Genomic DNA, 24,705 nt, shown 5'->3' on the forward strand with positions numbered 1-24,705 from the left:
CGCAACCGCAACCGCAACCGCAACCGCAACCGCAACCGCAACCGCAACCGCAACCAGCAAATGTATCGGTTTTTCGATTCCTGAGGTGTTAGCAGTAAAAAAGCGAAGCAGCCTGCAAGCTGCCCTGCTTTTTTTCTGAACTCGCCAGAGTTAGTGGCTCAGTGCTCAGTTTTCCTTGAACTGCAGCCAGCCGTCATCCAGCCAGGCATTCAGCATTTCGCGTTCATCTTCATCCAGGGCTTCAAAACTGTCGCCGGGAATCAAGAGTTCACGTTGGTCGGCCAGTTGTTTCAGGGCCCGGCTGGCGGGGCAGGAGGCGACCTCACCGTTGATATACAGCTCATCGCCGCGATACATCATGCGCGAGCAGCGATCCAAAACCAAGCGACCTGCAGGCAGCTCGGGATCGTGCAGGTCAACCGGGTCTTCGGCAATGTCGAACCAGCTATTGCTGGGCAATTCGGTCAGCCAGACGCCCAGGAACCGTGAGGCCAATGCTTCGTCAAAACGAATGGCGTTCAAGGCATCCAGCGACTTCTGAACAAGATTCTCCGGCAAGGCGGCAGGTGTGGTGCTGGCCTGTGCATCCGGGTCTGTGTAGCGCTGCTGCAGGCTCTCGGGCATGGGCATCGGTGGGTCGGCATACAAGCCAAAGCCTTCGCCGCTGGCGGCGGCCAACTGATCCGAGGCGGCATCCATCAAACCACGGGCCAGTGTTGCCTGGGTAGGCGAGCGAAAGCCGATGGAAATCGTCATGCAGTCGCCAATTGCAATCCCGTCATGTGCCACGTGCGGGGGCAGATACAGCATGTCGCCGGGTTCCAGCGTGAACTCTTCTTCTACCTGGAAATTGCGCAGAATCTTCAAGGGCAGGTCGGGCACCAGGCTCAGGTCTTTTTGCTGGCTGATACGCCAGTGACGTTTGCCGTGGGCTTGCAGCAGGAACACATCGTAGCTGTCGAAGTGTGGGCCTACGCCACCGCCGTCTGAAGCAATGCTGATCATGGCGTCGTCCAGACGGGCATCGCCAATGAAGCGGAACTGACGCATCAGGGCGGCGGTGTTGTCGTCGTGCAGATCCACGCTTTGTGCCAGGGCGGTCCAGTTGGGTTGCGAGGCGGGTGGCAGCTCGTCAAAAGGCCCGGTTTCCATTTCCCAGTCTTCGCCGTCATGGATGATCAGGCGCGACTCGACTTCTTCACGCGTTACCAGCTCGCGGATATTGTCTATGCTCAGCGAGTGCTTGAAATTAGGGATGGCGCCGCGTATCAATAAAGGTTTGCGTTGCCAGTAGGTTTGCATGAACTCATGCGCGCTGATGCCGCCCAAAAGGGTCAATGGCTGGTCGATAATCATGGACTGCCCGAACAAGAATTAAATTAGCCCGTAGCTTAACTGATCCGGCCTGCCCCGGTGTATGGCTAGCCTGCGTATCAGGCGTATCCAGCGCAAAGAATCCAGAGAAATACTCGCGAAATAGAGTGATTGACTCACGGTGGGGAGGCTAAGAATGATTGATTGTCGATCTGCTCGCCAACGGCCCTCGGAAAACTGCATAAAGAAGGGAGCCTCTTGGGCTCCCTTCTGGACTGTTTAACCCGTCGCCTTCATCTCTTTTTTCCAGCGATACAGCAAATCCAGAGCGTCGCGTGCGCTCAAGTCATCCACATCCAATTGCTTGAACTGATCCAGCAAGTCCAGTGCTTTTTCTGTGGTCGGATCAGGCTCGGCGACCGTGACCTCCGGAGCGCTGCCTGCATTGAACAAATCCAACTGTGCGCTTGGATCGTTTTGTGCTTCCAGACGGCTCAGTTCACGACTGGCCTGACGAATGACCGCAGAGGGAATGCCGGCGCGCTGTGCAACCTGAATCCCGTAGCTGCGGCTGGCGGGGCCTTCCTGAACTTCGTGCAGGAACACAATGCCGGAGGCCGATTCTGCGGCGGCCAAGTGCACGTTGGCGGCGGCAGGTAGCTCGTTGGGCAGGCGCGTGATCTCGAAGTAGTGCGTGGCAAACAGGGTCAGAGCCTGATTGTGGCTGAGCAGGCGATGCGCGATGGACCAGGCCAGGGCCAGACCATCATAGGTGGAGGTGCCGCGACCAATTTCATCCATCAGCACCAGGCTGTAGGGGGTAGCACCGGCCAGAATGGCTGCTGCTTCGGTCATTTCCATCATGAAGGTGGAGCGGCCACCAGCCAGATCATCCGCCGCACCGATACGGGTAAAGATACGGTCGATCTGTCCAATACGGGCTGTGCTTGCCGGTACAAAGCTACCGATGCGGGCCAGCAAGGCAATCAGGGCAACCTGACGCATATAGGTGGATTTACCGCCCATATTCGGGCCGGTAATCAGCAACATGCGACGTTGCGCGTGCATTTCACAATGGTTGGGCGTGAAGCGCTCGATGCTGTGCTCCACCACAGGGTGACGGCCTGCTTCAATCCAGATGCCAGCCTGCTCGGTCAGCTCGGGAGCGACCCAATTATTGTCCAGTGCGTGCAAGGCCAGGGAGGACAGGGTATCCAGTTCGGCCAGGGCGCTGGAGCACAAGGCCAAGGGGCCTGCGTAGCTTTGCAGCTTGTCCAGCAACTCATCGAACAGGAACTTCTCGCGGCTCAGGCTGCGGTCCTTGGCGGACAGGACTTTGTCCTCCCACTCTTTCAATTCAGGCGTGATGAAGCGCTCGGCGTTTTTCAATGTCTGGCGGCGGCGGTAGTCGTCGGGTACCTTGTCGGCCTGACCGCGACTGACTTCAATAAAGAAGCCATGCACACGGTTATATTCGACGCGCAAGGTAGCAATGCCGGTGCGTTCGCGTTCGCGGGCTTCGATCTTCACCAGCACATCGCCGCTATCGCTGGCCAGGCTGCGCAGCTCGTCCAGATCCGCGTCGTAACCATCGGCAATGACACCACCATCGCGTATCAGCAAGGCGGGCTCGGAGGCGATGGCGGACTGCAGCAAGGAAGCCAGCTCCGGGTCCAGAGCCAGACTTAACAAATGTCCATGCAAGTGTTCAGACTGAGCAAAGTTCTGTTCCAGCTCCCGACGTAGTTCAGGCAGTGTTACCAGCGCATCGCGCAAGCTGGCCAGCTCCCGAGGACGCACGCTGCGTAGCGAAATACGCGTGGCAATACGTTCCAGGTCCGGGAAGCGACGCAGGGCATGACGCAGCACACCCAAAGGATCGCCTGCATTCAAGCTGGCGCTTTGCTGGGTTTGGAAGAACAGGGACACCACATCCTGACGCTGCTGAACGGCGTGGTTCAGGCGCAAGGGGTGATGTAGCCAGCGGCGCAGCAAACGACTGCCCATGGGGGTCTGGCAATGATCCAGCGTGGAGAACAAGGTCGGGCTGGTTTCACCACTAATGGTTTCGGTAATTTCCAGATTTTTGCGCGTGACGGCATCCAGCACCAGAAAGTCCGAGCTATGTTGAACGCGGATAGCGGTGATGTGAACCAGAGACTGGGATTGTGTGCTGCCTACATAACGCAGCAAGGCTCCGGCTGCCGCCGTCGCCGCAGGCAGATCGTCCAGACCAAAGCTGGCCAAGGAATCCAGATCAAAATGGTCCAGCAGGGTTTCGCGCGAACCATCTTGCGCAAAGTGCCAGTCTGGCAAGGTGTGGCAGCTGGCTTGCGGCAGTTCCGGGGCAGGGCGCAGCGATTCGGGATAGACCAGTTCTACCGGGCCGATACGGTTCAGTTCCGTATCCAGCATGTCCGGTTCGCACTGGCTGACCAGAAATTCGCCACTGGCCAGGTTCATCCAGGCCAGTCCCACCATTTCCTGACGTTGCACCTTGATTAGTGTGCAGGCGGCAATCAGGCGGTCTGCCTTGGGAGGCAACAAGGCGTCATCCGTCAGTGTGCCGGGGGTGACCACACGCATGATCTTGCGCTCCACTGGGCCTTTGCTGGCAGCCGGGTCACCGACCTGCTCACAGATGGCGACGGACTCGCCCAAGGCCACCAAACGCGCCAGATAACCTTCCATGGCGTGAAAAGGCACACCGGCCATGGGGATAGGCTCGCCGTTGGAGGAACCGCGCTTGGTCAGCGTCAGGTTCAGCAGGCGTGCGCCGCGTTCGGCATCGGCGTAGAACATCTCATAGAAGTCCCCCATCCGATAGAACAGCAGATGCGAGCCAGCCTCCGCTTTGAGCTGAAGGTATTGACGCATCATGGGCGTGTGGGCGGACAGATCGGCAGCAGAAGTCATAGCGCAGTACAGGTCAGGGAATTCAACAACAAGGCCGCCCAGAAGGCGGCTGAGTCGATATTGTAGCGAGGGCAGTCAAGTGGGGGATAGGGAAGCGGCTGATTTAGTCCCGCGTGTTTCCCCTTAAGGTGCAGGGATAACCCGATTTTGAGCGTGGAAGTGCTTAATGCAATAATACAAATGATAATCACTTCTATTTCTAACACGGGATATTGAAATGTTCACACGTCGCCTTGCTTTGTCTGTCTTGTCTGCCGCTTTGCTAAGTGCCGGATCTCTTGCCCATGCACAGCCGTCCGAGTCGGTCTCGCTGCCCTTGACGCCGGAGCTGGCGCAAAAGACTTCTATTACGGCAGAAGGGGCTTTGCGCAAGGATCTGGCTTATGGGGTTTATCAAACGGTTTACAGCCCGTTTGATAAGTCCTTGTATGTGGCCTCGGCAGAGCGTGCGCCTTCGGTTCGGGGAGGTGTGATCTATAAACTGGACCCGATCACCCTGGATGTGAAGGGGACGATTTATACCGATGAAAGTAACTTCGGCCTGGCGACGAACGCGTCGGGCGACACCCTGTACGTCACCAATAGTCTGGCTGCTGCCGTCTCCAAAGTTGAGTTGAAAGAGGACGGGAGCCTGGAGCGAGTCCGCTTCAGCAATACCAGTTTTGATGACACCAAAATGGGGCCGCGCACGATTCGTCACGATCCCCAGCAAGGTCGTGTGTATGTGGGAGCTGTAGGTGCGCCGGCCGTGATCTGGGTGCTGGATGATCGTAATCTGGAACTGATCGACACCATTGAAAACGCGGGCAAATGGGTTACCGGCCTGCTGATAGATTCGGGATCGCATCGTCTGTATGCCGCGAACGGGGACGGCGAAGTGATGGTGATCAATACCCAAACCAACAAGATTGAACAGCGCTGGAAACCGGCGGGCGTCAAACCTGCCTTGCTCTTGAATTTCGCGCTGGATTCCAGCCGCAATCGTCTTTACGTGACCGAGACCAAGGATCAGAAAACCGTGTATGTGCTGGATGCCCGTAACGGCAAATTGCTGCAGGAACTGCCGGTGGGGGACGCCATGGATATTTTGTATAACGCTGATCGCGACGAGCTGTATTTGACTCACCGCGAGCAAGGCAAAGTGTCTGTGCTGGATGGCGGCAGCTATGCGATCAAGGCGCAATACAACTTGCCTGATAACCCCAACAGCCTGGAGCTGGGCCCGGACAGCCAGTTGTACGTCACCGTTAAAGCTCCTTCCACTCCGCAGTACAAAGCCAGCAAGCGCGAAAGTGTGGTGCGTATTGATCTGAAGAACATCAAGGCTTGATAGGTAATCGTGATGACCAGCTTATTCAAGCCTTGCCTGGGACGCTCTCTTGTCCTGTCTCTGTTTGCTCTTCATTATCAGGCTCAGGCGCAAGACCAGAGGGATGTTGCCCAGCCGCAGGAGTTGTCCACCATTACCGTTAATGCCAGTGCGGATGCGTCGCGTCAGGGCTTGTTGCCGGAGTATGCGGGCGGTCAGGTCGCCAGCGGCGGGCGAGTGGGGATATTGGGTTCTCTTGAAAACATGGACTCGCCTTTCAGCGTCAATAGCTACACCAGCCGCTATATCGAGCAATTGCAGGCGTCCACAGTAGCCGATGTGGTACGCCATGATCCTTCTGTACGCGTAGCCCGTGGTTTTGGCAATTTTCAGGAAAGTTTTTTCATTCGGGGCTTTTTGACGGCGTCCGATGATATTGCCTACAACGGTTTGTTTGGTTTGCTGCCCCGGCAAGCGACGGCTGCCGAACTGGCCGAGCGTATTGAGGTGCTGCATGGCGCGGGTGGCTTTCTGTACGGTGCCGCACCTTCCGGCGGTGGTATTGGGGGCACGATCAATGTGCTGCCCAAACGGGCTGGTGAGAACCCGCTGACCAAGGTCGGTGCAGGTTATGGCAGTGGCGGACAAAGCCAGATCAAGGCGGATATTGCGCGTCGTTTTGCCGATGATGCGGCTGGCATTCGCATCAATGCCATCAAACGCAGTGGTGATACGGCGGTCGACAATGAGCACACCAGTCTGGACCTGTACACGGTAGGGGTGGATTGGCGTGGTGAGCGTGTACGTTTGTCGGCTGACTTGGGCTATCAAGAGCATAAGCTGCGTGAAGTTCGGCCTAATGTGGCTTTAAAGGCGGGCTTGTCCGCTTTGCCGGGCTTGCCCTCGCACACGCGCAACTTCGCCCAGCCCTGGACCTACTCTAATGAGAAAACCATTTTTGGGACGTTACGCGGGGAATACGATCTGAATGATTCCATAACCCTGTGGGCTGCTTTTGGCATGAAAGATGGCAAGGAAAAAAATCAGCTTGCGACCCAGACGGTAACGGATGCCGTTTCTGGAAAAACCACCTTTTCGCGTTTCAACAACTCCCGACGTGATGACGTGAAAACAGGCGAGTTGGGTTTGCGTGCCAGTTTTGAGACCGGGTCTGTGTTGCATGAGCTGGTCGCTGCTGCTTCTTTGTATGACCACAAAGAGAAAAATGCCTGGGCTATGGGCAGCGTGCAGGAAAGTAATCTTTATGATCCTGTGAACCACGCCTTGTCACCCTTCGCCTATACAGGGGGAGATTTGGGTTCACCCGCTTTGGTGGGCCGCAGCAAATTGACCAGTTATACCCTGGGCGATCTGATGTATCTCTGGGATGACAGGCTGGAAGTCATGTTGGGGCTGCGCCATCAAATTATGGAAACGCGCAGCTATGACTATGGCACCCAGGCCTTGCAGCGCAAAGATCGTCAGCAGCACACCAGCCCTGCTGCGGGTGTGGTGTTCAAGCTGACTGATGAATGGGCTTTGTACGGCAACTACACGGAAAGCCTGGCGCAAGGCGATCTGGCACCGACTCGCTTTAACAATAAGCCGGTTCAAAACGCCGGGCAGCGTTTGTCGGCCTTTGTGGCCAAACAAAAAGAGCTGGGGGTCAAGTACGACAATGGTTCCATGGGTGGTGGGCTGACCTTCTTCACCACGACCAAACCGCGTGGTGTGGTGAACGACGATCTGCGCTTTGTGGAAGCCGGCAAGGATCGCCATAACGGGTTGGAGCTGAGCTTTTACGGCCATTTGACGGACTCCCTGCGCATTCTGGGTGGGGTGACCGCCTTGGATACCAAGCAGAAAAACACGGGTGACCCGCTGAGCGAAGGTCAGCGCGTGATTGGCGTGCCGCGCTGGCAAGGCAGTCTGGGCCTAACCTGGGATGTGCCGCAGGTGACAGGCTTGTCGCTGGATACGCAATTGTTGGCAACCGGGGCCCGTTACGCGGATTCGGCCAATTCAATCCGTGTGCCAGGTTGGGTACGTTGGGATCTGGGGGCCAGCTATCAGCGCAAGGTCTCCGGTGTGCCCATGACGTTCAGGGCCAGTGTCGAGAATGTGGCCGATACGGCGTATTGGGCTTCGGTCGGTGGTTATCCCAATAATGGCTATCTGGTCTTGTCGCAGCCACGCACGTTCATGCTGAGTGTCTCGGCGGAGTTTTAAGGAGAGGACCGGGCAGGGGGCACACTCCTGCCTGTTCTCCACCACATAGGGTGTCCAGCCAATGTTTGACGCCCTTATTTCAAGCCCATCGCTATAACTTTTACAAAATAAATGTCCGGAAAGTGGGCTCTCAAACGTCTTTATAAGGAAGGCCTGGAAAAGGACCTCCTGCCCTGTCCGCTTGAATGCACGGTTTGGGTGGGAACCTCCTTGTCTGCTAAGCGGCGTGGAGCCGGTTTTGGTCTAAGCAAGTACCTGCCTTCTTGACCACTTTTGTTTTTTGATCACCTGCCGCCCATGATACGGCGGGTGCGGATCTACGGTTTTTTGGGATTAGTTATGAAGTCCAAAGCAGTAAAGCGCCGCTGGGCGTTGGCCCTGGTGGCGGTGCTGGTGCTGGGGGCGCTCGCCGCACAGGCTGGGCGCTCTTCAGAGCAGTTTGAAACGGTGGCCGTGGAGCAAAGTGATATACGCGCTACCGTTGCTGCGGTGGGAACTTTGAAGCCCAGTCGCTATGTGGACGTGGGTGCACAGGTGTCCGGGCAAATTACGGCTTTGCCGGTAGCGCCGGGCGATCAGGTCGAGCAGGGCCAGTTGCTGGTGGAAATTGACCCCAGCGTACAGCAGGCCACGGTCGATGCAGGCCGCGCTTCCTTGGCCGCGTTCCGGGCCCAGTTGGCCGAGCAGCAGGCTCAGCTTTTATTGGCGCGTCAGCAATTGGCTCGCCAGCGCCAATTGGAGCGCCAGCAGGCCAGCCGTCAGGAAGATATTCAGATTGCCCAAGCCAATCTGGCGACTGCGCAGGCTCGGGTAGCACATGTGCAAGCGCAGATGGAGCAGACTCAGGCTACGCTGAAAGCTGATGAGGCGCGCTTGGGCTATACGCGCATTTATGCGCCCATGAGTGGCGCGGTCATTGGCGTGCAGGCGCGTGAAGGCCAGACGCTGAATGCCACGTATCAAACTCCCAACATTCTGCGCATTGCAGACCTGAGCACCATGACAGTATGGACCAGCGTGTCCGAGGCTGATATTCGTCGTATCAAGCCCGGTATGGCCGTTACCTTCACGACTCTGGGAGAGCAGGGCGAAACGCAGGCGCGTCAATGGCAGGCCAAGGTTCGCCAAATCATGCCTGCGCCAGAGGGCAGCACTCAGGATGAAAGCACGGCGGCGGCACCGACTGCCACGCAGGCCATCATGTATACGGTGCTGTTTGATGTGGACAATGAGGACGGCGAATTGATGCCGCAGATGACGGCGCAGGTGCTGTTTGAGATTGATCGTGCCGACCAGGCCTTACTGATACCCCTGGTGGCTTTACGTCCAGACCCTGATCGTGGTCCGGATGCTTTTACGGTGCCGGTGCTGGAGCGGGGCAAGGTGCAGGAAAAGCCGGTCGACCTGGGAGTGCGCAATCGTCACCAGGTACAAGTCGTGAAAGGGCTGGCTAAAGGAGAGCACGTTGTTCTGGCGGTGCTCACTCCCGAGCGTGGCTGGCGGTGGCTGCAATGGTAGGGTCTGCACCTCCTTTGATTGAGCTGCGGGACATTAGCCGTATCTATGGCGGCCCGCCCAGCACCAAGCCGGCTGTGCAGGTTCTGTTCGATGTCAGCTTGAGTATTGAGCCGGGCGAGTTTGTGGCGATTGTGGGGGCCTCGGGGTCCGGTAAATCGACGCTGATGAATTTGCTGGGTTGTCTGGATAAACCCAGCAGCGGCACCTATCTTTTTCAAGGTCGGGATGTCGCGCAGCTCAGTCCTGATGAACTGGCCCAGTTGCGCCGTGAGACCTTTGGTTTTGTCTTTCAGGGCTATCACCTGATTCCGACTGAAAGCGCCAGTGAAAATGTCCAGATGCCTGCCATTTACGCGGGAATGGATGAGGGCGCGCGCGTGGCACGGGCCGCAGAGTTACTCAGTAGCCTAGGTCTGGCGGACAAGCTGGATAACCGGCCCAATCAGTTGTCGGGCGGCCAGCAGCAGCGGGTGTCGATTGCTCGTGCCTTGATGAACGGTGGCCGTGTCATTCTGGCCGATGAACCCACGGGTGCGCTGGACTCGCGCAGTGGCGCAGAAGTGATGGCCTTGCTGCGCAAGCTCTCGAACTCTGGTCACACCATTATCCTGATTACGCACGATCATGAAGTCGCGGCGATGGCAGACCGGATCATTGAAATTCGTGACGGCTGCATCCTCTCGGATAGCCGCCCAGAAACGGCCACCGAGCCCAAGCTTGAACAGCCCTTGCCGTCGCCCGAGCACCGCCGCTCGCCCTGGGTTTCGGAGATCAAGGATGCCACCCGCAGCGCCTTGCGCAGCATGTTCATTAACCGCCATCGCACGGCCTTGACCTTGTTAGGTGTGATCATCGGGGTGGCCTCGGTCATCGTGATGCTGGCGGTGGGCGAAGGTGCCCGCCAACGGGTCATGGATCAGATGGGCACGATGGGGACCACGATCATTTACTTGAGCAGTTCATCGCCGCCCAATGGGGTCGCCAAGGGACAGCTGACAGAAGAGGATCTGGAGGCGATTGGCGAGCTGCCGCTGATACGACGTGTCATGCCGGTGATTGGAGATCCGATTACCGTGCGGCGTGGGAGCGTGGACCGCCAGGTGTATGTGTTTGCCGCCAATGAAACCATGCCGGATATTCACCGCTGGAAGCTGGCACAAGGCCGTTACTACACCGACGCCGAGGACAGTGATCTGGCTCCCCTGGTGGTTCTGGGACATCGTGCCGCCAAGCAATTCTTCCCTGATATGGACGTGCCTTTGGGGCAGCAGCTCCTGATCGGCAATTCACCTTTTGAGGTGGTCGGGGTAATGCAGGAGCGCGGTGCCGATTCGGGCGCGCAGGCTTACGACGATATGGTGTTTGTGCCTTATCACGCGGCGCGTGCCCGTGTGTATCAGGCCCAGACGCAGCCCGATTACGTGGTGATTGACGCGCAGGACAGCTCCACCGTTCTGGAGGCGGAACAAGACATGCGCCAGTTGCTGACACAGCGTCATGGTGGGCGAGAAGACTTTTCAATCGGGAATGCGGCGGCTCGCTTGCAGGCAGAGGCTTCCACGCGTCAGGCCATGAGCATGATGCTGGGCCTGATTGCCGCCGTGTCTTTGGTGGTGGGCGGTATCGGGGTCATGAATGTGATGTTGATGACGGTGCGTGAACGTACACGGGAAATTGGCATACGCATAGCAACCGGTGCGCGGCAAAGTGACATCATGCGCCAGTTTCTGACCGAGGCGGTTTTGTTGACGATTACAGGCGGTTGCCTGGGCGTGCTGGCTGGTGCTGTGGTGGGCATTGGCCTGATTTTTGGTGGGGTGGATGTGGTGTTTTCCTTGCGGGCGGCCTTGGGCGCCTTTGGCTGCGCCGTGGTGACGGGCATGGTTTTTGGCTATATGCCAGCACGTACGGCGGCCGCACTGGACCCCGTTCAGGCTTTGGCAGGAGAGTAAGCATGGCTCATTACCGATGGATAGTAGGGGCCATGAGCACGCTCCTGCTGCAAGCTTGCGGCTCCTTGTCCTCTGATCTGGACAAAACCCCGCCGACGCTGCCCCAGGCGTATCAACAGCAAGCCAAGGCGACACCTAGTCCTGTACTGGCTCAGGTAGAGCCGGAGTGGTGGCGTGCCTATAACAGCCCCGCCTTGAACAGCCTGATGCAGGAAGCCTTGAAGGACGTGGCGGTGCTGCGTCAGGCACAGGCCCGGATCTTGCAAGCGCAGGCTCAGGCACGCATGGCCGGAGCCAGTTTGCTGCCGGAATTGCAGGGCAATGTCTCTGCACAAAGAGATTCGCCGTTTTCTTCATCTCATGGCGATTCCCGCTCGCAATATGTGGCTGGTGTGTTCATGAGCTACGAACTGGATGTGTGGGGACGCAATCGTGCTCAGGCCGACAGCGCCGTGTTCCTGGCTCGGGCGGCGAATTACGAGCTGGATGTGCTGCGTGTCAGTGTGCAGGCGCAGGTGGTGCATTTAAGCCTGCAAGCCTTGGGCGACAAACAGCGCGTGGCCATTGCTCGTCAAAACCTGGCCCTTGCGCAACGCTTGTTGAGTCTGCTGGAAGCACGCTTGCAGGCGGGGGCGGCTTCGCCTTTGGAACTGGCACAGCAACGTCAATTGCTGGCTTCGCAACAGCGCAAATTGTTTGTGATTGAAGAGCAGGCCATTCGTACGCGGGTAGAGTTGGCGACCTTGTTGGGCCGTACTGAAATCATGCCTGAACCGCAGGAAGATATTGCCAGCTTGCAGGTGCCGGAGCTGGAGGCAGGTTTGCCTTCACAGCTACTGTCGCAACGTCCTGATATTGCGCGCATCGAGGCCCAGTTGTCAGCGGCTCATGCCGATGTGCATGTGGCGCGCGCTGCCCTGTATCCCAGCCTGACCTTGGGGGCGCGGGCAGGGGCATCGGGCAATCATTGGGAAGAAAGCTTGCGCCATCCGGTCTACAGCCTGATCAGTGGGCTGGTGGCGCCCATCTTCAATGCTGGTCGTCTGCAGGCGGGCAAGGATTTGAGCGACGCCCGTTTGCAGGAATGGTTGGCGCAGTATCGTCAGACCATTGTGCAGGCTTATATGGATGTGGAAGGCGTGCTGGCACAACTACATAGCCTGGATGCTCAGGCGCAGACCATGGAACTGGAGTGGGAGCAAGCCAGGCTGGCGTTTCAACTGGCCGAAGCACGTTATCGCTCCGGCTCGGAAACCTTGCTGTCTTTACTGGATGCGCAGCGTACCTTGTACGCCGCTCAGGATGTGCGCGTCAGCTTGATGCAGTCGCGTTTGCAGTCCCGCGCGGCGCTCTTCCGAGCGCTGGGCGGGGGCTGGCAAGCCAGTTCAGGCAGCCTGACTGATCAGGGGACGGTGGCAGAGGTTGGGGTCTAGCAGGCTGGCAGCCGCCTCATCCAGCAGGATGTGGGTGTTGGCGTGTTGCTTCAAGGCCGTGAAAGGCAGTTCGGGCGTGACACCGCCTTCCTGATAATTGAGCATGGTGCGAGCCTTGTGCTCGCCCGTCACCACCAGGGCAATTTCACGAGCGCTCAGAATATCGGCAATCCCCATGGTGATGGCCGATGCCGGCACTTCGTCCATGGAATCAAAAAAGCGGCTGTTGTCGATACGGGTGCGCTCGGAAAGGGCCACCACATGGGTGCGGCTGTCAAAGGGAGTGCCGGGCTCGTTAAAGCCGATATGGCCGTTGGTGCCTACGCCCAGCAATTGCAAGGCGACGCCCCCACTGGCTGCAATCGCTGCGGAGTAGTCCTGGCAGTGCTGTTCCAGTTCTTTGGTCAGGCCATTGGGCAGATGCAAACGGGCGGCATCAAAAGGCAGTTGGCCGAACAGGTGCTGGCGCATGTAGTAGGCGTAGCTTTGTTCGTGCTCTGCCGCCAGACCCACATATTCGTCCAGATTGAAGCTGTTGATCTTGGAGACATCCAGCCCATTGGCTCGTACGTCCTGTACGAAACGGGCGTAGACGGGTTCCATGGTCCCCCCGGTTGCCAGACCCAGAGTCGCTTGTGGATCCTGACGAATAATGTCCTGAAGACGGGCGCTCAGGTGTGCCGCAATGGCGGCGGAATCGGGGAAGACTAAAAACATAATCTTGTTCTTCGTATGGGCTGAATAAGTTGAAAAAAACTTCGCCGCAAGCACGGCGAAGTTTGATCTTCCGAAATTCTAATGGGACAAAGACGTAACGTCAGTTTTTTTTTGCAAGCAAGTGACACCTTTTAGACATCTTGCTTGCCGGTCTCTCCCAGGAATCCGCCACTTTGACGTGCCCACAAACGAGCATACAAACCACCTTTTTCCAGCAACTCCTGGTGGCTGCCTTGTTCGATGATGCGGCCCTGATCCAGCACAATCAAGCGGTCCAGAGCCGCAATGGTGGACAAGCGGTGGGCAATGGCAATGACCGTCTTGCCGTGCATCAGGGTGTTCAGGCTTTCCTGAATGGCGGCTTCCACTTCGGAATCCAGTGCGCTGGTGGCTTCATCCAGTAACAGGATGGGGGCGTCTTTAAGCATGACGCGGGCAATCGCCACACGCTGACGCTGGCCGCCAGACAGTTTCACACCGCGCTCGCCCACATGTGCCTCCAGGCCTTCGCGGCCCTGGCGGTCATGCAGTTGCGGGATGAAGTCGGCAGCAGCGGCACGCTCAACCGCCATATGCAGCAGCTCGTCGTTGGCATCCGGGCGGCCATACAGAATGTTGTCGCGCATGGAACGGTGCAGCAAGGAAGTATCCTGCGTCACCATGCCAATGGCGGCACGCAAACTGTCCTGCGTGACGTGGGCAATGTCCTGGCCATCAATGCGGATGGTGCCGCTATCCACATCATGAAAACGCAGCAGCAAGTTGACCAGCGTGGACTTGCCCGCGCCAGAGCGTCCAATCAGACCAACGCGCTCGCCTGGTTTGATCACCAGATTGAGCTTGTCGATCACCTGACGGCTTTTATCGCGGTAGGCAAAGCTCACGTCCTGGAATTCGATGCGACCTTGCTCGATTTGCAGGGGCTTGGCGTCGGGAGCATCTACCACTGTGGGTTTTTGCGTCAAGGTGTTGATGCCGTCCTGAATCGTGCCTACGTTCTCGAACAGATTGGTCAGCTCCCACATCAGCCAATGGGAATGGCCGGACAGACGCAGTGCCATGGCAATGACGGCCGCCACCACACCGGCTGTGGATTGATCAATCGACCACAGGTACAAGGCCAGGCCTGCCGAACTGATCAGCAAGACAGTAGCCAGCACATGGTTGGTCACTTCAAACATGCTGATCAGACGCATCTGGGCATGGCCGGTTTCCTGGAAGCGGCGCATCGCGTTCTTGGCATGGTCAGCTTCACGGCGTGTGTGGGCAAACAGCTTGACCGTGTTGATATTGGTGTAGGCGTCGGTAATACGGCCTGTCATCAGCGCACGGGCGTCGGCCTGTTCAGCCCCGACTTTGCCCAGACGGGGCACAAAGTACACGCAGGCCAAAGCGTAGCCCACCAGCCAGAGCAGGAAGGGCAGGATCAGCAGGCGGTCAAAGCTGCCCGCCAGAATCAGAATACCGATCAGGTAGGCGCTCATGCCCACGACCACTTCCACGGCCATGAACAGAGTTTCACGCACCGCCAGAGCGGTTTGCATGATCTTGGTGGTGATGCGACCGGCAAACTCGTCCGCGTAAAAGGACATGCTCTGATTTAGCATCAGCTTGTGAAACAGCCAACGCAGGCGCATGGGGAAGTTGATGGCCAGCACCTGGTGCATGACCAGTGTATGCAGGCTGATCAGCACGACGCTGCCCAGCAGAACAGCGGCAATGGTCAACAGCGTGCCACCCTGCTGGCTCCAGAACTGGGCAGGTTCAATCGAGGGCAGCCAGTCCACGATATAGCTGAGCAGGGCAAACAGCATGGCCTCGTAGGCCGACAGGCCAATCGAGGTTAGGGTCATCAGGCCAATCCAGCCGCGTGAATTTTTCGTACAGGCCCAGATGAAGGGGAAAAATCCTTTGGGAGGAGGGGCGGCGTGTTGTTCGGGATAGGGATCTAATCGACGTTCAAAGAATGACAGCACCGAATGGGCTCCAGCGTACGGCCCTCTGGATGACAGGGCCGTTTAGACAAATAGAAAACCGCTTCCGGGGTATGAAGCGGCAATTTTTGATGGTACAGCAGTCATTCTGTCTGGCTGAAGAAAACCTGATAAAAACACAGTCTTTGTGTAGGGAAAGTGTCAGATATTGACCACGGTGTACGTTTAGTGGGCCAAGCTAATGTTGGCGTCTGCTTTGGCAGAGCATGGCTCTTTGGTGGATAGTGCAGAGCGTTGAAGGAGACTGAAGGGATAGGGCCTTGGGACGCGTGTCTTTGTTCCGTTGAGCGGATTGTCTACATAGAGATAAGGAGGCCCAAAGGTATTTGGGGTCTGGATAAGGATATCCAGACCCCAATCAGAGAGCGGCAGTGATCTCTTGAAGGTAAGCAGGCTTAGTAAGCCACCACCTGCCCGTCTTTACGCGGATCGGAGCCACCCACGTAATGATTGCCCTGACGCAGAATCAGCTGTGCACCGCCAAAGGCGAACACACCGCTGCCGGGTTCAACGACGACTTCATGACCGCGCTCGCGCAAAGCCTGAACCAGGGCTGGATCGAAAGTGGGTTCTACCGCCACCCCACGGCCACCCGTCACGCGCCAGCGTGGGGCATCGGCAGCGGCCTGCGGGTTTTGACCGTACAGCAGAACACGCAGTGCCATTTGCATGTGGCCTTGCGACTGGAATGGGCCACCCATCACACCAAAAGACATTTGAGGGGTGCCATCGGCATTCATGGCAAAGGCCGGAATGATGGTGTGCGAAGGGCGCTTGCCACCGGCCACTTCATTCACATGACCGGGGCGCAGGGTAAAGCCATGACCACGGTTCTGCATACTGATGCCGGTGCCGGGAACGACCACGCCGGAACCAAAACCCATGTAGTTGGACTGGATCAGGGACACCATCATGCCGCTGGAGTCGGCGGCGGTGACATAGACCGTGCCGGAGGGGCCAGGCAGACCGTGCTTGGGGTCGCCTGCCTTGTCCATCTGAATCAGGGCGGCGCGCTCGCGCAAATAGGCCGGGTCCAGCAAATGCTCGGGATGATGAATCATGTGCTCCAGATCTGCGTGGTGCTCGTACAGATCGGCAAAAGCCAGCTTCATGGCTTCAATGCTCAAATGCACCGTGTCGATATGGTCCAATGGCTGCTGGCCCACACCAGCTTGTTCCATGATGCCCAAGGCCATCAAGGCCGCCAGACCTTGTCCATTGGGCGGGATCTCGTGAATCACGGACTGGGCAAAAGGATGGCTGATGGTGCCGCACCAGTTCGCGCGGTGCTCGGCCAGATCCTGCTCGTCCATGGCGCCGCCATGCTGGCGGGAGAAGTCGGCAATGCGTTTGGCCAGCTCGCCGGTATAGAAGTCCTGACCCTGGGTGGCCGCAATGCGTTCCAGCGTATTGGCCTGGTCCTGGTTCTGATACCACTGGCCAGCGACTGGGGCTTTGCCATCACGTAAGAAGGCTTCGGCAAAACCGGGTTGATCGCCCAGACGCTGACGACCTAGCTCCCACAAGCGCGCGATTACGGGCGAGACCGGGAAGCCTTCTCGGGCGTAATGAATCGCGGGGGCGGCCACTTGCTCCAGACTCAGACGGCCCAGCTTGCTGGATAGCTCGGCCCAGGCAGAGACCGCACCGGGCACGGAGACACTTTCCCAACCCTTGTCGGGGATGGCATCGTGACCTTTGAAACGATCCGGCGACCAGCCACGGGGCGAGCGTCCGGAGGCGTTCAAGCCATGCAGCTCCTTGCCGTCCCAGACGATGGCAAAGGCATCACTGCCTATCCCGCAACCCGTGGGTTCGACTACAGTCAGTGTGATGGCGGCTGCCAGGGCGGCATCGACGGCATTGCCACCGGCCTGCAACATGCGCAGGCCCGCTTGCGCAGCCAAGGGGTGGGAAGTGCTGACCATGTTCTGGCCAAGTACCGCAGAGCGGGCGGACGGGTAGGGGTTGTTCCAGTCCATACAGGTGTCAGTCTTGTTCATTGAATCTGTATTCCAGTCAGTTGGATCAGGCCTTGCCAGCGTGCGCTGTCCTCGCGGACCAGAGAGATAAATTCTTCTCGGCTGGTGCTGCGGGGTTGGTCCACGCCCAATGTTTGCAGGCGTGAACGTACTTTGGGGTCCTGAACGGCATGTGAAAAAGCCTCATAAGCCTTGTCACGAATTTCGTCGGGCAGGCCTGCGGGGGCGTACAGACCAAACCAGGTTACCGACTCATAGCCCGGCAGGCCGGACTCCTGAAAGGTGGGCAAATCGGGTGCCAGCGGCGAGCGCTGCTGGCCGGTTACTGCCAGAGCGCGCAACTGGCCGCTGTTCACATAGGGCATCCCGGTGGGGATGGCGTCCAGTAAAACATGAATGGAGCCGCCCAGCATATCGTTAATGGCCTGACCGGTTCCGCGGTATGGAACGTGGGACATGACGATATTGGCCTGATTCAAAAAGGCTTCGGTGCCCAGGTGCACGATGGTGCCATTGCCACTGCTGGCGTAGTTCAACTCATCGGGATGGGCGCGCGCGTATTCAATCAGTTCCGGCAGAGTTTGCGCGGGTACGGACGGGTTCACCAGCAGGACGCTGGCGGCATCGCCCAAATGAGCGATGGGCGTGAAGTCTTTTTCTGCATCGTAGGGCAGGGACTTGTACAGGTGCGGAGCAATCGCGTGGGTGCTGCTGGTGGTGAACAGGAGGGTGTAGCCATCGGGCTTGCTGCGAGCGACTTCGCCTGAACCAATCGTGCCGCCTGCGCCCGTGCGGTTGTCCACAATAATATTGGCGTTCATCGCTTTGGCCGCGCTTTCGGCAATCAGGCGGCTGATGACGTCGGTGGCACCGCCAGTGGGGAAGGGTACGATCAGGCGAATGGGACGATCAGGCCAATCGCTGGCATGGGTCGCCACGCTGCTGACGGCCAGAACAGCACCTAGTAAGGTTTGGGCAAGACGCCGCCAGGGGCGACGGGTCGATGGGGGCTGCACGTTGCTTGCGGCGTTGCTGGGTCTTGTCATGGCTATCTCCTCAATCAAGAGATGATAGGAAAGGCGATGATGCCGAACCAGCAACAAATAAGCAGGACAGCGTTGCTATTTTGGCAAGGCTTGCGGGTCGACTTCAAGCTGCGGCAGCAACTCGTCCAGAAAGCGGCGAACAATAGAGGGCAAGCGGCGGCCAGCCAGGGCCTGCACTTCAATTTGACGATTCAGCAAGCCGCGTTCATGGATGAAACTGGCTTGCAGCAAACCTTGCTCAATCAGGTGACGAGCCGAGAGCAAGGCCGACACCGTCACGCCTGCGCCGGACAAGGCAAATTGATGCAGTGATTGCATGTGATTGCTGCTGAATACCGGGTCCAGACTCAGGTTCTGTGCGCTGCAGGCCACATCCATCATTTGCCGCACGGTGGTGTCGGGGCCGGGCAAGGCCAGAGGGTGTGCCAGAAGGCTTTTCAGGCTGATGCGTTCGGTACGGGTTACCGGGTGGCCGGGAACCGCCAGAGCCATGACGGGCGCATCGCGGCGGAACAAGGTCTTGATGTCTTTTTCAGCCGTCTGGGTGAATTTGATGCCTATATCAATCTGGCCGCTTAGCAGCAGCATGGTGATACGGTGTGGTGGCAGTACGTCCAGCTGAAAGCGTATGCCCTGATGCTTTTCACGAAATTGTGCGATGCACTGCGGCAGCAACTGGGCGGCCAAACCTTCAGAAGAGGCGATGCGTATCAGGCCGGTTTGCAGTCCTTGCAAGGCGGCAATATCGTGCAAGGTGCGCTCGGCATCCATAGCGCTGCGACGAGCATGGGCCAGCAGCAGTTCTCCCGCAGCGGTCAGATTCATGCCACGGGCATGGCGCTCGAACAAGGCCATGCCCAGGTTTTCTTCCAGTCCGCTGATCTGGCGGCTGATGGCCGATGTGGCCACATGCAGATTGCTGGCCGCTTGCGAGATAGAGCCACAACGCGCTACTTCCTGGAAGTAGCGCAGTGCAGTCTCTTGAAGGTGGCGTGGGTTCATACCAGACTGCCGCGCAGCTCGGCGGCAATCTCGTAGGAGCGCAAGCGCTTGTTGTGGTCAAAGATATTGGCGTTCAGCATCAGCTCGTTGGCGCCGGTCAGTTGAATGAAGCCTTTCATCTGTTCAAGCACTTGTTCCGGATTGCCAATGGCCGTACAGCTGAGCAAGGAGTCCAGCAGATGCTGGGCCGGTGGGCTGCATTGCTCGTAGTAGTCGCGCACGGGGGGTGGCAGTTGGCCGGGACGACCACTGCGCAGGTTTACAAAAGACTGTTGCCAGGAGGAGGCCAGTAGTTTGGCTTCGTCTTCCGTCTCGGCGGCAAAGACGTTGTAGCCCAGCATGACATACGGTTTTTCCAGATGCACGGAAGGCTGGAACTGACGGCGGTAAACCTCAATAGCATCCATCAATTGAGCAGGTGCAAAATGCGAGGCAAAGGCATAGGGCAAACCCAAGGCGGCGGCCAGTTGAGCGCCAAACAGGCTGGAGCCCAGAATCCAGACCGGCACATTCAGACCACGACCGGGCACGGCCATGATGCGGTTGCGCGGCTCGTCGGACATATAGTCCATCAGCTCCAGCACGTCGCGCGGAAACTGGTCAGGGTCGCTGTTCAGATTGCGGCGCAAGGCGCGGGCGGTTTCGGGGTCGGAGCCAGGGGCGCGACCCAGGCCCAGGTCAATACGGCCGGGGTACAGGGAGGCCAGCGTTCCAAACTGCTCGGCAATCACCAAAGGTGAGTGGTTGGGCAACATGATGCCGCCCGCGCCTACACGAATGCGGCTGGTTTGGCCGGCAATGTGCCCGATCAGAACCGAGGTCGCTGCACTGGCAATACCGGGCATGCCGTGGTGTTCGGCCAGCCAGTAACGGTGATAGCCCCACTGCTCGACATGATGGGCAATGTCCGCCGAACAGCGAAAGGATTGGGCCGGGGTGGAGCCCTGAACAATAGGGGACAGGTCTAGTACGGAGAGCGGATAGCTAGGCTTCATGGCATCAGATTCAAATTGGACTCAGGATATAGTCGATCCATCGTTAGGCAGCGTCAAGTAAACCCATAGCATAGGCAAGGATGTTCAGATGAAAGAAACCAGTCGTCGCACCGTCAATCATTACCAGGACCATGCGCAGGCCTATCGGGACGGCACGTGGGACCATGACGTCAGCCAGAATCGGGATGCTTTGCTGGCGGCTATCGGCTTGCCAGGACCTGTGGATATTCTGGATCTGGGCTGCGGACCGGGGCGGGATCTGGTCGCGTTTCAGGCCATGGGTCATCACCCGGTGGGGCTGGATGGCTGTGCTGCTTTTGTGGACATGGCCCGTCAGCAAACCGGCTTGCCGGTGCTGCACCAGGATTTTCTGGATTTGAACTTGCCCGCTGCGGCTTTTGATGGCGTGTTTGCCAATGCGGTTCTATTCCATATACCCAGCGCGGAGCTGCCTGCTGTTTTGACCGCTTTGCGGCACAGTCTGCGACCGGGCGGCGTGCTGTTCTCCTCCAATCCGCGTGGTCAGGGACAAGAAGGCTGGAATGGTCAGCGCTACGGTTGTTACTACAGTTGGGAGCAGTGGTCGGAGCGTTTGGAACAGGCGGGCTTTGACTATATAGATCACTTTTACCGACCCACAGACAGGCCGCCGCAGGAGCAACATTGGCTGGCTTCCCTGTGGCGCGTACCGGCTTGAACAGGTGCAAAATGGTGAATCCCTGACCTGACTACTTAGATGATTGTTTTATAAGTCTATTTTTTGCTAATACAGGGGTTTTCCCTATTTTTATGCACATCTTTTGTGGATAAGCCGGTTTTCAACGAGCAGAGGCTTGCCCGAGGAAAAAAATGGTAAAGAATTGTCGATTCTCTGCTCGCTATTTCTAAGTCCTTGATTGTGCGGGGATAAGTGCAGTGATTCACGGTTTATCCTGTGACTTGTCCACATTTTATGGGGATAAGCTGGCGTCTGTTTCCGGATTTGGATGTTTTCTGTTCTAGGTTTTCAAGTGGCTGATACTACGGAAGATTTTTCTGATTTGCCCAGTTTTTCCTATGAGCTATCCACAGTTTTCGGGGATAAGATGGCGGGCTTGCTCAACTTGGGTTCAGACCCGTCCCAAGGCTATGATGCGCACTAGCAATGTTTACCCTTGGCGGCCAGTCCCTTCGGTGCTTTGCCTTTTAATTGAGGAGATTGAAACGTGGAAAAATTGCAAGCCTGGATGACAGAGTTTCCAGCCGTTGTCGCGATTGCGCTCAACGTCGTGATTGCTTTTTTGATTCTGATTATTGGCTGGTGGCTGTCTGCCGTCGCTGGTCGTGCCATCAAGCGCATGGCAGCCCGCTCGCCTCGAGTGGATCCGACGATTGTGCCTATGGCCCAGTCCGTAACGGTCTGGACAATCCGCATCTTTGTGCTGATTGCCGTGTTGGCCCGTTTTGGTGTGCAGACCGCCAGCATTATTGCGGTACTGGGTGCCGCTGGTTTGGCGGTGGGCTTGGCCTTGCAGAACACACTGCAAAATATCGCCGCCGGCATCATGTTGCTGATGCTGCGTCCCTTGCGTGCGGGCGAGTTTGTGTCGGTTGTTGGTAAAGGTGACGGCACCGTGCAGGAAGTGGGTTTGTTCCTGACCCGCTTTGAGCAAGTGGATGGCATTCAATTCACGCTGCCCAACAGCCTGATCTGGGGCAACCCTATCATCAACTACAGCCGTAACACCACTCGTCGTCTCGACTTTGGTGTGGGCGTACGTTATGGCGATGATCTGGACCTGGCCATCAAGCTGCTGCAAGACCTGCTCAATGAACATCCTCAGGTGCTGAAAGACCCTGCTCCTTTGGTCATGGTCATGGAGTACAAGGACAGCGTAATCACCGTCAATCTGCGTGCGTGGATCAATGCGGCTGACTTCTGGGATGCCCGTTTTGATCTGTTCCGCCGTGCGGTCCAGGTGCTGAATCAGGCTGGTTTGCAGACGCCCGTTCCCGTACGTGAAATCGTGCAAACGGGTGGCGAGAAAAAGGCTGCTTAAGACTTGGGTTCAGGGCCTGATTTCCAGATCCTGAACACGATCTTGCCGGGTTCAAGCCCGTGCTGTTCTGACCTGACATAGAAATGCCCCAAGCCTTGCTTTTAGCGGCTTGGGGCATTTTTTTCGGGTTAGCCTGCATTGGACTTACTGCGGGCTTCTCCCATACTGTACTCTTTGCTCTTGCGCTGTTTTTCCACCTGCCCTCACGATGTTTCTAATCGACGAAAAAATCACGGTACGACGCCTGGAGGTTCTGCTGGCTTTTCTGGAAGCCGGCACGATTGCCCGTGCCGCTGAACAATTGGGCACCAGTGCGGTGAGCGTGCATCGGGCCTTGAAAAGCCTGGAGGAAGGGTTGCGCTGTCCCCTGTTCTTGCAGGAAGGCCGCAACCTGGTGCCACAGGAGTCGGCGCGCGAGCTGGCCGAAGCGGCCAAGGAAACTATACGTACCTTGCAGCACGGCATTGATGCTGCCCGCGAAGCCGGGGGATATTCGTCGGATCAGTTGCGCATAGGCTCCATGTACTCGCTGACGATACGTCTGGTGCCGCGCCTCTTGGTAGAGCTGAAGGTTCACAAGCCTTTATTGCAGATTGATCTGGTGCTGGATTCCAACGAGAAGCTGCTGCAAAAGTTGCGGGGCGGTCATATCGACGCAGCCCTGATCGAGTTGCCACAGGAGCAACCGGATGATCTGGAAGTACTGCCCATTTTTGATGATGAACTGATGTTTGCTGCTCCCATGGATTGGCAAGGATCGGACTCGTCCGTGGTGGATCTGGAGCGTTGTTCCAAGGAACGTTTTGTGTCGCTGACCGATGATTTTGCAACGGGACGGGACATGCAGCGCATGTTGGCCAAAGCCGGGTTTGATGCCGATATTGTGATGCGCACCGGAGACATCTTTTCCTTGATGAGCCTGGTCAGTGGTGGTGTGGGATGCTCCCTTTTACCTGCGCGAGCCAAAGCGGTTTTTTCTGACAAAATTCAGTGGCTGAGCCTGGAGCCGAAGTATCGACATTCACAGCGTATCGGCCTGGTGTGCATGAAGTCGCGCGAGCGCAGCCCGAATGTGTTGAGCTTGTTGCGGGCTTGCCGGATTGTGCGTACTCAGTTGGAAAAGGAAGGGCCGACGTCGGGCTGATGCGGGTCTGCGCAAGCCGCTGTCGCCCTTTTCTTCGTACTTTCTGATAGCTCGTTCCTGGTCATCCACGGTTGGCTGGGGCGCATTGTGGATATTATTTTCAGCCCCTGCATTGCACCAACGGTTTACTGACTTTTGATGCGTGAATTCCGAGAGTCGACGAGATTGAACACATTGTGTTGGGTTTATCCGGCCCAGCGAGACAGCCAGCGCTGCAAGCCATCCAGGGTTTGGAACTCGTCTACACTGCGCGCAGGAGTCTCTGGATAGCGTTGATTCCACATGGTCGCCAGACTGCGGCCCGGACTAATCTCCAGCACCACATTGGGCTGTCGCTCTTCAATCTGCTCCATGCAGGAATCCCATTGCACGGTTTGCATCAACTGCGCTGATAAGGCCTGGGCAGCGGTAGTGGAGTTATGCACCCATACACCGGCATTGGTGGGCCAAGGCAAGGTTGGGGCAGTCAGTTCGCTTTGATTTAGTTGCTCTTGAAAGGCCTGGGCTGCGCTGCTCATCCAATGGGTATGGGACGCAATATTCACAGCCAGGGGTGTGCAGCGTGCCCCTTGTTCTTGAGCGAATTTTTCCAGGGCAGCAAGCTTGTCACGTGGTCCCGCACAGACAGCACTATCAGGACCATTGCGTATGGCCAGGGCAGCGCCGTGCGCTTGGCACCATTGCTCAATCGTCCGGATTGAAACCCCACTTATGGCCACCATGCTGCTGTCCTGTCCGGCCCCGGCTTGATCCATCAAGGCGGCTCTTAGTCCGGCGAGCTGGATGGTATTGCTGGCAGATAACACACCCGCTACACAAGCGGCTGCCAGTTCACCAATGCTGTAGCCCGCCACGGCCACCAAAGATCGCCTGGAGGTTTGCAGAGCAGGGACGTGCTCCTGCAATTCCTGCCAAGCGGCCAAGGCGCAAGCTGTCAGCACAACTTGGGCATGGGCATTGGTGCTGGCCCAACGGTTATCGCGCATGGCAGCGCGCCAATCGGGAACGTGCAACTGTTCCTGCATTTGCAGCAGCAAGGGATTGGCCGGATTTATCCAGGGCAGCATGTCTGCGTATTGCATGCCTTGCCCGGAAAACAGCAGGGCGATTTTCAT

General features: G+C 57.6%; 17 protein-coding genes. 8 read left to right on the forward strand and 9 right to left on the reverse strand.

The window, feature by feature from the left end; translation table 11 throughout:
• Window positions 1-165 precede the first annotated feature (165 nt).
• Window positions 166-1,356: a JmjC domain-containing protein gene (locus U2949_RS16320; protein WP_321288865.1), complete on the reverse strand. Its 1,191-nt coding sequence runs from the start codon at window positions 1,354-1,356 to the stop codon at window positions 166-168.
• 237 nt (window positions 1,357-1,593) lie between these two features.
• Window positions 1,594-4,230: a DNA mismatch repair protein MutS gene (gene mutS / locus U2949_RS16325; protein WP_321288867.1), complete on the reverse strand. Its 2,637-nt coding sequence runs from the start codon at window positions 4,228-4,230 to the stop codon at window positions 1,594-1,596.
• A 217-nt stretch (window positions 4,231-4,447) separates the two neighbouring features.
• On the opposite strand from mutS, the gene U2949_RS16330 reads away from it, so the two are divergent.
• The 5 genes from U2949_RS16330 to U2949_RS16350 all read left to right on the forward strand — a co-directional run bounded on the left by U2949_RS16330 (window position 4,448) and on the right by U2949_RS16350 (window position 12,671).
• Entirely contained in the window at window positions 4,448-5,560 is a 1,113-nt protein-coding gene (locus tag U2949_RS16330; protein ID WP_026484221.1) for a YncE family protein, read from the forward strand.
• Between the two features lie 12 nt (window positions 5,561-5,572).
• Entirely contained in the window at window positions 5,573-7,768 is a 2,196-nt protein-coding gene (locus U2949_RS16335) for a TonB-dependent receptor (RefSeq protein WP_035275079.1), read from the forward strand.
• 339 nt (window positions 7,769-8,107) lie between these two features.
• Window positions 8,108-9,286: an efflux RND transporter periplasmic adaptor subunit gene (locus tag U2949_RS16340; protein ID WP_321288871.1), complete on the forward strand. Its 1,179-nt coding sequence runs from the start codon at window positions 8,108-8,110 to the stop codon at window positions 9,284-9,286.
• Window positions 9,280-11,238, forward strand: a complete 1,959-nt coding sequence (locus U2949_RS16345) for an ABC transporter permease (protein ID WP_321288873.1) — start codon at window positions 9,280-9,282, stop codon at window positions 11,236-11,238. The genes U2949_RS16340 and U2949_RS16345 overlap by 7 nt, the downstream gene beginning before the upstream one ends.
• 2 nt (window positions 11,239-11,240) lie before the next feature.
• Window positions 11,241-12,671 carry an efflux transporter outer membrane subunit gene (locus U2949_RS16350; RefSeq protein WP_321288875.1) on the forward strand — a complete coding sequence of 477 codons (1,431 nt, stop codon included), beginning with the start codon at window positions 11,241-11,243 and terminating at the stop codon, window positions 12,669-12,671.
• Here U2949_RS16350 and U2949_RS16355 read toward each other — a convergent pair.
• From U2949_RS16355 to U2949_RS16380, 6 genes are all read right to left on the reverse strand, one after another.
• Window positions 12,624-13,388, reverse strand: coding sequence for a glucosamine-6-phosphate deaminase (locus U2949_RS16355; protein ID WP_321288877.1), 765 nt, complete (start codon window positions 13,386-13,388; stop codon window positions 12,624-12,626). The two genes, U2949_RS16350 and U2949_RS16355, sit on opposite strands and share 48 nt — an antisense overlap.
• 131 nt (window positions 13,389-13,519) lie before the next feature.
• Window positions 13,520-15,364: an ABC transporter ATP-binding protein gene (locus U2949_RS16360; RefSeq protein ID WP_026484226.1), complete on the reverse strand. Its 1,845-nt coding sequence runs from the start codon at window positions 15,362-15,364 to the stop codon at window positions 13,520-13,522.
• A 413-nt stretch (window positions 15,365-15,777) separates the two neighbouring features.
• Window positions 15,778-17,385 carry a gamma-glutamyltransferase family protein gene (locus tag U2949_RS16365; RefSeq protein ID WP_026484227.1) on the reverse strand — a complete coding sequence of 536 codons (1,608 nt, stop codon included), beginning with the start codon at window positions 17,383-17,385 and terminating at the stop codon, window positions 15,778-15,780.
• The gene (locus tag U2949_RS16370; RefSeq protein WP_321288880.1) at window positions 17,382-18,410 is read right to left on the reverse strand and encodes a Bug family tripartite tricarboxylate transporter substrate binding protein; all 1,029 of its coding nucleotides are present in this window, start codon (window positions 18,408-18,410) and stop codon (window positions 17,382-17,384) included. The genes U2949_RS16365 and U2949_RS16370 overlap by 4 nt, the downstream gene beginning before the upstream one ends.
• Window positions 18,411-18,485: 75 nt before the next feature.
• Window positions 18,486-19,412, reverse strand: coding sequence for a LysR substrate-binding domain-containing protein (locus U2949_RS16375; RefSeq protein WP_026484229.1), 927 nt, complete (start codon window positions 19,410-19,412; stop codon window positions 18,486-18,488).
• On the reverse strand, window positions 19,409-20,407 hold the full coding sequence (locus U2949_RS16380; protein ID WP_321288883.1) for an LLM class flavin-dependent oxidoreductase: 999 nt from the start codon (window positions 20,405-20,407) through the stop codon (window positions 19,409-19,411). The genes U2949_RS16375 and U2949_RS16380 overlap by 4 nt, the downstream gene beginning before the upstream one ends.
• Window positions 20,408-20,495: 88 nt before the next feature.
• Here U2949_RS16380 and U2949_RS16385 point away from each other — a divergent pair, with 88 nt between their 5' ends.
• From U2949_RS16385 to U2949_RS16395, 3 genes are all read left to right on the forward strand, one after another.
• On the forward strand, window positions 20,496-21,104 hold the full coding sequence (locus U2949_RS16385) for a class I SAM-dependent DNA methyltransferase (protein ID WP_026484231.1): 609 nt from the start codon (window positions 20,496-20,498) through the stop codon (window positions 21,102-21,104).
• Window positions 21,105-21,633: 529 nt separating this feature from the next.
• Window positions 21,634-22,446 (forward strand): mechanosensitive ion channel family protein, encoded by an 813-nt coding sequence (locus U2949_RS16390; protein WP_321289044.1) that lies wholly within the window; start codon window positions 21,634-21,636, stop codon window positions 22,444-22,446.
• A gap of 208 nt (window positions 22,447-22,654) precedes the next feature.
• Entirely contained in the window at window positions 22,655-23,590 is a 936-nt protein-coding gene (locus U2949_RS16395; RefSeq protein WP_026484233.1) for a LysR substrate-binding domain-containing protein, read from the forward strand.
• Between the two features lie 185 nt (window positions 23,591-23,775).
• Here U2949_RS16395 and U2949_RS16400 read toward each other — a convergent pair whose 3' ends face one another.
• Window positions 23,776-24,705: an acyltransferase domain-containing protein gene (locus U2949_RS16400; RefSeq protein ID WP_321288886.1), complete on the reverse strand. Its 930-nt coding sequence runs from the start codon at window positions 24,703-24,705 to the stop codon at window positions 23,776-23,778.

Origin of the sequence: Alcaligenes phenolicus, assembly GCF_032063905.1 — a bacterium.
Classification (GTDB): Bacteria; Pseudomonadota; Gammaproteobacteria; order Burkholderiales; family Burkholderiaceae_B; genus Alcaligenes; species Alcaligenes phenolicus.